At 49.4% G+C, this 8325-nt stretch carries 9 protein-coding genes; 1 reads left to right on the forward strand and 8 read right to left on the reverse strand.

Annotation, left to right across the window (positions count from 1 at the left end; genetic code table 11):
* Positions 1 to 67 precede the first annotated feature (67 nt).
* The 7 genes from AC1WIP_RS07465 to AC1WIP_RS07495 are packed head-to-tail and all read right to left on the reverse strand — an operon-like array spanning position 68 to position 6259.
* Positions 68 to 601, reverse strand: a complete 534-nt coding sequence (locus AC1WIP_RS07465; protein ID WP_481141262.1) for a Holliday junction resolvase RecU — start codon at positions 599 to 601, stop codon at positions 68 to 70.
* 5 nt (positions 602 to 606) lie between these two features.
* Entirely contained in the window at positions 607 to 1629 is a 1023-nt protein-coding gene (locus AC1WIP_RS07470; protein ID WP_481141263.1) for an RluA family pseudouridine synthase, read from the reverse strand.
* Between the two features lie 11 nt (positions 1630 to 1640).
* The gene (locus AC1WIP_RS07475; protein ID WP_481141264.1) at positions 1641 to 2225 is read right to left on the reverse strand and encodes a hypothetical protein; all 585 of its coding nucleotides are present in this window, start codon (positions 2223 to 2225) and stop codon (positions 1641 to 1643) included.
* Positions 2226 to 3002, reverse strand: coding sequence for an SDR family NAD(P)-dependent oxidoreductase (locus tag AC1WIP_RS07480; protein WP_481141265.1), 777 nt, complete (start codon positions 3000 to 3002; stop codon positions 2226 to 2228).
* A gap of 17 nt (positions 3003 to 3019) precedes the next feature.
* Positions 3020 to 4897 carry a YgiQ family radical SAM protein gene (locus AC1WIP_RS07485; RefSeq protein ID WP_481141266.1) on the reverse strand — a complete coding sequence of 626 codons (1878 nt, stop codon included), beginning with the start codon at positions 4895 to 4897 and terminating at the stop codon, positions 3020 to 3022.
* Positions 4894 to 5541 (reverse strand): HAD family hydrolase, encoded by a 648-nt coding sequence (locus AC1WIP_RS07490; RefSeq protein WP_481141270.1) that lies wholly within the window; start codon positions 5539 to 5541, stop codon positions 4894 to 4896. The genes AC1WIP_RS07485 and AC1WIP_RS07490 overlap by 4 nt, the downstream gene beginning before the upstream one ends.
* A 1-nt stretch (position 5542) precedes the next feature.
* Complete coding sequence (locus AC1WIP_RS07495) at positions 5543 to 6259, reverse strand: 16S rRNA pseudouridine(516) synthase (protein WP_481141267.1); 717 nt, start codon at positions 6257 to 6259, stop codon at positions 5543 to 5545.
* A gap of 47 nt (positions 6260 to 6306) precedes the next feature.
* Here AC1WIP_RS07495 and AC1WIP_RS07500 point away from each other — a divergent pair, with 47 nt between their 5' ends.
* Positions 6307 to 7230, forward strand: coding sequence for a hypothetical protein (locus AC1WIP_RS07500; RefSeq protein WP_481141268.1), 924 nt, complete (start codon positions 6307 to 6309; stop codon positions 7228 to 7230).
* Here the strand turns inward: AC1WIP_RS07500 and AC1WIP_RS07505 are convergent.
* The coding region (locus tag AC1WIP_RS07505; protein ID WP_481141269.1) for an N-acetylmuramoyl-L-alanine amidase family protein at positions 7185 to 8325 on the reverse strand (1141 nt) is incomplete at its 5' end. The genes AC1WIP_RS07500 and AC1WIP_RS07505 overlap by 46 nt on opposite strands.

Genomic DNA, 8325 nt, shown 5'->3' on the forward strand with positions numbered 1-8325 from the left:
AGAGGTACTTCAGGATTATTTACAGTCAATGTAACAAATGTTTGACAAACCTACAGCTGCTTACAGGCTATTCCCTGTCGTCCAAATCTCTTTGCAGCATATCCAGATAAGGCACCAGGACGCCATGCTTTTTCGGAAGCACATAGGAGGGATTCAGTTCCTCGTAGCGGAAGCTTTTTCTGCCGCCCTCCTTTGCCCGATTCCAAAAATAAAGCAGCATTTCAAAGGGCAGATAATACAAAATATCCTTGTGCGTGTAATAGATCAGGAAAAAAGCGATGCCCCCTTGCTTTTCAAACTGCTCCATGAAGCTCACCTGATGCGCATGAATATTTTGTAGGGCGAAGGTATCCGAAGCGCACTCCTTGGCGTCAAAGCAGACCGGAAGTCCCTGCACCACGCCGATATAGTCCACCGTACTTTTTTGTTCAAAATAGGCCAGGGTGATATGCCGGTTTTCTTTATCGATTTTGATGGGCGTGATGGGAGTCGGAATTTTCTGGATCAGCGCAAGCCCGCTCTGCGCATACTTTTCATTTGTCCGGTTGATCATATCTTCCAGGGTGGAGCCTCTAAGGCCCCTGGAATTCCATGTTGCCATAAAAGCTATCCTTCCTTCCCGTAAAGTCCCAGGGACTTCATAATTTCCTTAAAGTAAGAGGGAGGCTCTGCCGTAAACATACGTCCTCTCAGATGTGCCATATGATCCGAAAGCTCCATGGGAAAAATCACATGATGAGCGTGAAGCAGCTGATGCTGAAGCCCAAAACGTTTTTTCAGCTGCCTGTTTGCTGTCAAATCTCCGTATTTTGCATCCCCGATTACAGGATGTCCTATACTGGCAAGATGGGCTCTGATCTGGTGGGTTTTTCCGGTGATCAGCTCCACCTCCAAAAGGGTATAGCCGTTTTTTGCACAGATGGGACGGTAAGCCGTTTTGATCAGGCTTTCCTTTCCTGTCAGATTCTTTTCGCCGGTCTCATTTTGTATTACCACACGATTTTCCTCCCGCATGAGCCTTCCCTCCAAAAATCCCGGTTCTTTCAGCTCTCCTGTGCAGATGGTGTGATAATATTTTTTCAGGGTTCTTTCCTTTAAAAGCCTGCCAAGCGTCTGAGAACCGCACATAGATGCGCTGCAGAGCACAATGCCGCTGGTATTGCGGTCCAGGCGGTTACAGACAGCTGGATGAAAGGTGGAAAGTTCCTCCTTCATTCCTTTTGTGTGTGAAATCAGATAACCGACGAGCCATTCGTTGAGGCTCAGGTCCTTTGGAGCCGCCTTTTGGGCCAGCATTCCGGCAGGCTTGTTTAACAGCAGAATATCCTGATCTTCATAAAGAATCTCAACACCCTTCAGAGTTTGATAAGCCAGCAGATATTCTTTTTCAGAAGCGGACTTGGCAGGGGCTTTAGAAAATTTCTGAAAGGTCTCCTCCGAAAAAAAGAGCTTAACCTCATCACCCTGGGAAAGAATCTCTTTTCCCTCTGCCTTTTTCCCATTCAGAGTAATATTTTTTTTCCGCAGCATTTTATATAAAAAACCGCTGCCCGCCTCCGGCAGGCATTTGCGCAGGAATTTATCCAGCCGCTGTCCTGCCTGATTGCTGCCGATGATAATTGACTGCATGAAAAATTCTCCTATAGAGCGATGTTTTTCAGGGAATCAATGACCCTTTGGGAATTTCCCTGGTCCGTATCCAATTCCCTCATTTGTTCCAGGCGGCTTGTGTATTTTGAAAGATCTTTATAGATTTTTACGGATACGCTGGTCAAGCCGTCCGCCTTCAGCATTCCGTCTATATGCTGGTAAAAGGACTGCTCGTGGAAAGAGCCATCCTGGGTGTAGCCGCATACGGTATTTCCCTTTACAGCCAGATGTGCCACATTGTAATTTTTCTGATAGGATGTAAAAACCATGTCATAAAGACAAAAAAGACCTTCACTGTGCTTCTCAATCTCCTCTGCATTGTTTTCAGAACAGCCCTGAAAACGCAGAAACATGATCATTCCCACCGCACTTTTGCTGGCGGGAAGGCATCCTAAAATAGCCACTACGGTAAGCAGATTCAGTCTGGTTTTGGTGGTGATATAGCCTGCGGCAAACAAGCTCAGGGAAATGCCAAAATACAGGAATGTGCGGAGTATTTCGTATTTCTTCTGTGTTTTAAGATACCCCTTTTTGCCTTTGTATTTTGCAGTGGAAAACATTCGTAAAAGCTGCATTTAATAGAATCCTTTCTTTTTTAAAAGCATCATGGCCTCCAGTATGATCTCGTGGGGCACAAACTTTGTAAGCCCCAGGAAGCCCTTTATAGGAATGCTGCACACAGACATGGCGCGGCGGCGGTAAGAATCCTTTAATGCCAATGCTGCCACCCGTTTTGGGGAGACGAAGGTATACTTCTTGATGGCAAGGGTGGTGCCGGTTTTTTCCGCAATGTCAAAGAAGGGAGTGCGCACAGGACCCGGACACACTGCAGTCACATAGATGCCCTTTTCTGAAAGCTCCTTTCCGATGGCTCTGGAAAAGCTAAGCACATAGGCCTTTGAGGCGGCATACACCGCAAAATCAGGCTGGGGCACAAAGGCTGCGCTGGAGGCAAGCTGGATGATGCGGCTGCCTCTTCTCATAAAAGGAATCACCCGGTGGGTCAGGTTGGTAAGCGCTTCGCAGTTTAAGCGGATCATGCCGAGCATTTCCTCTCTATTTTGCTTTTCAAAGCTTCCCATCAGCCCGTAGCCGGCACAGTTGATCAGCATGCGCACCACCGCATTTTTTTCTGTCAGCGTATCCTCCAGCCGTTCCAGCTGGGCGTCCTTTGTAATATCCATGGCAAGGATACGGGTTTTGTGCTCCATGGCCGCCGCTGTTTCCTTTAACTTGTCCCTGCTCCTTGCAACCAGCCAGAATTCATCTACATTAGAAAAAGCCGCATCCATCTGCAAGGCGAATTCCTTCCCGATTCCAGAGGATGCTCCTGTAATAATGATCACGTTCATGGTTATGCCTCCTTTTCCTATTTCTTTTTATGAACATTTCGGATGGTTTTCTTTTTCATCTTTTTCTTTTCAGGTTTTTCCCTGCTTTGAAGGTTCTTTATCCTTGGGCGGATCAGGCATTTTTTGTCAAAGCCGATCAAGTCCTTTCGTCCCGCCAGAGTCAGGGCCTCATATACCAGATCGTAATTCTTTGGGCTGCGATACTGGATCAGGGCCCGCTGCATGGCCTTTTCATGAGGGTTCCGGCAGACATATACCCTTTTTCCATCCCTTGGATCGATTCCCGTATAGTACATCACTGTGGACATGGTGGAGGGCGTAGGATAAAAATCCTGCACCTGCTCAGGCATATACCCCAGGTCTCTTAAGTATTCTGCCAGCTCTACCGCCTCCTTTAAGGTGGAGCCCGGATGGGAGGACATCAGATAGGGAACCAGAAATTGTTTTTTCCCCAGTTTATCATTAAGCTTATAATATTTCTCTACAAAACGCTCATAGACCGCATTTTCCGGTTTCCCCATGCGCTTTAAGACCGGGTCGGAAATGTGCTCCGGAGCCACCTTCAGCTGTCCGCTCACATGGTATTTCACCAGTTCCTTAAAAAAGGTGTCGTCCGGGTCCGCTAAAAGATAATCAAACCGGATGCCCGAGCGGATAAAAACCTTCTTCACCTTAGGAAGAGCGCGCAGCCTGCGAAGCAAGGTCAGATAGTCCCGGTGATCGGCCTTCAGGTTGGGACAGGGCTTGGGAAAAAGGCACTGCCTGTTTTTACAGACTCCCTGGGTGAGCTGCTTTTCGCAGGAGGGCTGTCTGAAATTGGCGGTTGGACCTCCCACATCATGGATATAGCCTTTAAAATCGGGATCCTCTGTGAGGAGCACAGCCTCCTTTAAGATGGATTCATGACTTCTTGCCTGAATGGTCCGCCCCTGATGGAAGGTAAGGGCGCAGAAGCTGCAGCCTCCAAAGCAGCCCCGGTTGCTGATCAGGGAAAACTTTATCTCCGCTATGGCCGGAACGCCTCCAAGGGGCTGGTAGGAGGGATGATAGGTCCGCATATAAGGGAGATCGTAAACACTGTCCATTTCCTCTGTGGTAAGCGGCGGCTGGGGTGGATTCTGCACCACATAGACGCCGTTGGGGTAAGGCTCTATCAAGGGTTTGCCCGTACAGAAATCGGTATTCTCATACTGGGTGAGAAAGCTCTTTGCATAGAGAGCCTTCTCTTCTTTCATATCCTCATAGGAGGGAAGGACAATGCCCTGATAAACGCCGGAAGTATCTTTTGTTTTATATACGGTTCCCTTGATAAAGGTAATATCTCTCACAGCGATGCCAGCTGCCAAAGCGTCTGCGATCTCCACAATGGAACGCTCTCCCATTCCGTAGGAGATCAAATCTGCCTGGCTGTCCAGCAGAATGGAACGCTTGAAGCTGTCCGACCAGTAGTCATAGTGGGCCATACGGCGCAGACTGGCCTCAATCCCTCCCAGGATTATGGGAACATCCCGATAGCTTTTCCGAATGAGATTGCCGTAGACCACTGCAGCGTGATCCGGACGCTTCCCCATAACGCCGCCCGGCGTATAGGCGTCTGTGGCGCGTCTTTTTTTGGAGACGGAATAGTGATTGACACAGCTGTCCATATTTCCTGCAGAAACCAGGAAGCCCAGCCTGGGACGGCCCAAGAGGGTAATGCTTTTGTCGTCCTTCCAGTCCGGCTGGGAGATGATTCCCACGCTGTAGCCGTGAGCCTCCAGAACGCGGCTGATAATGGCGTGTCCGAAGGAAGGATGATCCACATAAGCATCTCCGATCACATATACGAAATCAAGCTGCTTGATTCCCCTCTCCTGCATGTCTGCAGGGGAAATGGGCAAAAATCTATTTTTCAATATAGTATTCTCCTAAAATCCTCAATATAATAATCTGCCAGAAGCTGCTTTTCCTCTTTTTGGGAAAGGGAATAGGCATCCTCCACGGCACACACCTCCATACCGGCATTTTTTCCCGCCATAATGCCAGGGACAATATCTTCAAACACCAGGCAGTTCTTTGGAGAAACCCCAAGCGCTCCGGCAACCGCCAGATAAATGTCGGGAGCAGGCTTTCCCTTCTTTACATCGCAGGCCGTCATAATACAGGAAAAATATTCCCGCAGGCCGTGCACTTCCGCAATGGTTTCCACCAGCTCTCTGGAGTTGCTGGTGGCAATGCCAAGCCTCACTCCATCTTTGCGGCATTGCTCCAAAAATGCAGCGGCGCCCGGCTTTAAAGGAACCTCATGTTGATATTTATCCCAGGCCATCCGGTTCCAGTCCTCTTTTATCTGCTCCAGGGAATCCTGCAGATGAAAATGACTCTTAAAATACTGGGCAGTCTCGCTAAAGCTCATTCCTTCGATCTGCCTTTGCAGATCTTTCGGCATGGGAATACCGAATTTCCCCAAGTATTCAATATCGATCCTCTCCCACATCCACATGGAATCCACCAGAGACCCATCCAGATCAAAGATCACCGCCTCCTTGTTCAAAAGCAGCTCATGATAAAGAATTTCCTGCCTGTTCATATAAAACAGAAACCTCCTGTGCCGATAATTCCCGGTATTCACCGGGCTTTAGCCCCTCGTCCAGCTTAAGTCCTCCAAAGGAAACTCTTTTTAAGGCTTCCACTTGGTTGTCCACCGCCCCAAGCATCCTCTTTACCTGGTGGAATTTCCCCTCGTGAATGGTAAGCAGAAGTTCCTTGTCTTTCAGGATGCGGACCCTGGCCGGCAGGGATGTCTCCCCATCCCCCATGTCCACTCCCGTCTCCAAAGCAGCGGCCGCCTGAGGCGTTATGGGCTCTTTCGTTTTCACCAGATAGGTTTTTTCCACATGCCTTTTGGGAGACAGCAGACGGTGGGCCAGCGGTCCGTCGTCCGTAAGCAGAAGAAGCCCCTCGGTATCCTTGTCAAGCCTTCCTGCCGGGAAAAGTCCCCTTTGCCTGTCCCCTGGAAGCAGGTCTAACACGGTCCGCTCCGTCCGGTCTTTTGTGGCCGACACAACTCCCTTTGGCTTATTCAGCATGAAATAGGTAAATTTCTGATATTGGAGGAGGGCTCCCCTTAAGGAGACCTGATCGGTCGCTTCATTCACCTGAAACTCGGGGCTTTTGACAACCACGCCGCCCACCTGCACAAGCCCCTGGCGGATATAAGCTTTTGCCTGTGATCTGGTGCCTGTATTTAGTTCACATAAATATTTATCCAAACGCATGAAACTCCCTCTGCGGACATATATTGGTGGAAAGGAGCGTCCGCCTCATGAAAATTCTGTATACGCTGTTTTTTCTGTTTTTGACAGGCTGCATTTTAACCCATTCACAGATCAGCCTCTACTATGCGCTGACAGGTCTGCAGCTGTGGTTCCAAAAAATGATTCCCACCCTGCTTCCTTTTATGATCATCTCCGGCATCATGGTCCGCATGAGACTGACGGAAGGGTTTTCCGCCCTGCTCTATCCTTTTCTCCGTCCCTTATACCGGGTGCGGAAAAATGTGTGCTACGCCATGATCATGGGATTTTTGTGCGGCTTCCCCATGGGGGCGCGGGTGACGGCGGACCTGCTGTCACGCCGGATGATCACCCAGAGAGAAGCGGAATATCTGATGGCCTTTTGCAATAATATAGGCCCGGTGTATTTTTGCAGCTTTGTACTTCCGCTGCTGCACCGAAGGCAGCTTTGGCCCTACCTGTTTGGCATGTATGGGCTTCCGCTGCTCTATGGGCTTTTTCTGCGTCATACCAGATTCAGAGACCTTACACTGACCAAACAGGAAAAAAAGAAGGAGGACCGTATCTCCTGGAAAAAGGAAAGCATTCTGGCGGAGGTTGACGATGCAGTCTCCGCTTCCGTTCAGAGTATTTTAAGTCTGGGCGGATATATGATTTTGTTTAATCTGCTGAATCTCCTTCCTCACATACTCACGGGAAGCCCCTTTGCTCCCACGGCTCCGATTCTGGAAATCACAGGCGGGTTAAATCTTTTGTCCGACAAGGCGCCTCTTTACAGTCTGCTTGCGCTTTCCTTCGGCGGGCTCTCCTGCATTGCACAGACCTACAGCTGCCTGAAGGGAACGGGACTTTCCATCCTGCAATATGCCGGACATAAGGCAATTTTGACAGCCCTTACCGCAGTCTATTATTTTCTGTGGTTCCTGCTGTCCCCCTCCTCTTTTCTGCGCTGACGATACCTTTTCCTCCTGCGCCGGGAAAGGCTTACGGCCTGACAGGTCAGAATCACTGCAAACAAAAGTACCACAAACAAAAGACACAGCATTAAAAAGGAAAGAAAGCTTTGAGGACTTTCCTGTTCCAAGGCGTCTGCGCTGGCAGGCAGAAAGGTTTTTGTGCCGGGAGAGTCTGTCTGCTCTTTTTCAGGCTCCCCAAAGGATTCGGCCCCTTGTTCCTCAGCCTCCTCCCCGTACCAAAATTCCTGAAGAGACGTCAGGCAGTTGCTCTTAGCAGGAACGTCAAACAGATTGTAGGCCCTGACCACCACAGAGGGCATGACGCCCGACGGAATGGTCAGGGACAGTGTAAAGGTATCCGTATAGGTTCCTTCCAGGGCGTTGCTGCCGGGCCAGGGATATAAGACAGAATAGGTTTCTCCGCCGTCGATGCTGTAATCATAATAAAGCAGGGGACTGTCATAATCGGCAGCTGTCACAGTCACAGAAAGCGCTCCCGTTTGATAGTCCGCATCCAGGAATTCTACGCTGCACACATCAGGAGGCGTTTCATCCTTTAAGGTCTGCTGGACTCTTGCGTGTTCCTTCACTTCTGGCAGGGTTTCACTGAATTCTGAGTAATCCACCCCAAGCGCACTGCTGGAGAGACCAAAATATTTTGCCACGCTTAAAGCGTCGGCTCTGGCGAGGTCAGCCCAGGCTTTGCTTGTATTGCAAAAAGGAATATCCCGCTCCTCATCCACATGACAGTGCTCAATGATGACTGCCGGAATATTGAGTGCCGAAGCCTCTCTGATGATTCCGTAATAGTCCTTTCCGCTGTCATTTATCCTAGTCTTGACGCCTCTTAAAAAAAGACCCATGCCGCGCATTGTGTCAAGCTGTATACATCCGAATTGATAACCGTAGGCGTTGAATGGTGTTTCCGCGGAAATCCAGACCTCAGAGCCGAACAGGTCGTGGCTGGGGGAAGCATTGTAGTGAATGCTGAACAAAAAATCCGCGCCCACCGAAGCGGCAAATTCCGCCCTTTCTTTCAGGGATAAATCTACATCCTCCGTTCTGGTCAGATACACCTCCACATTGTCATAC

The sequence above is a fragment of the Acetatifactor sp. genome (assembly GCF_982438285.1).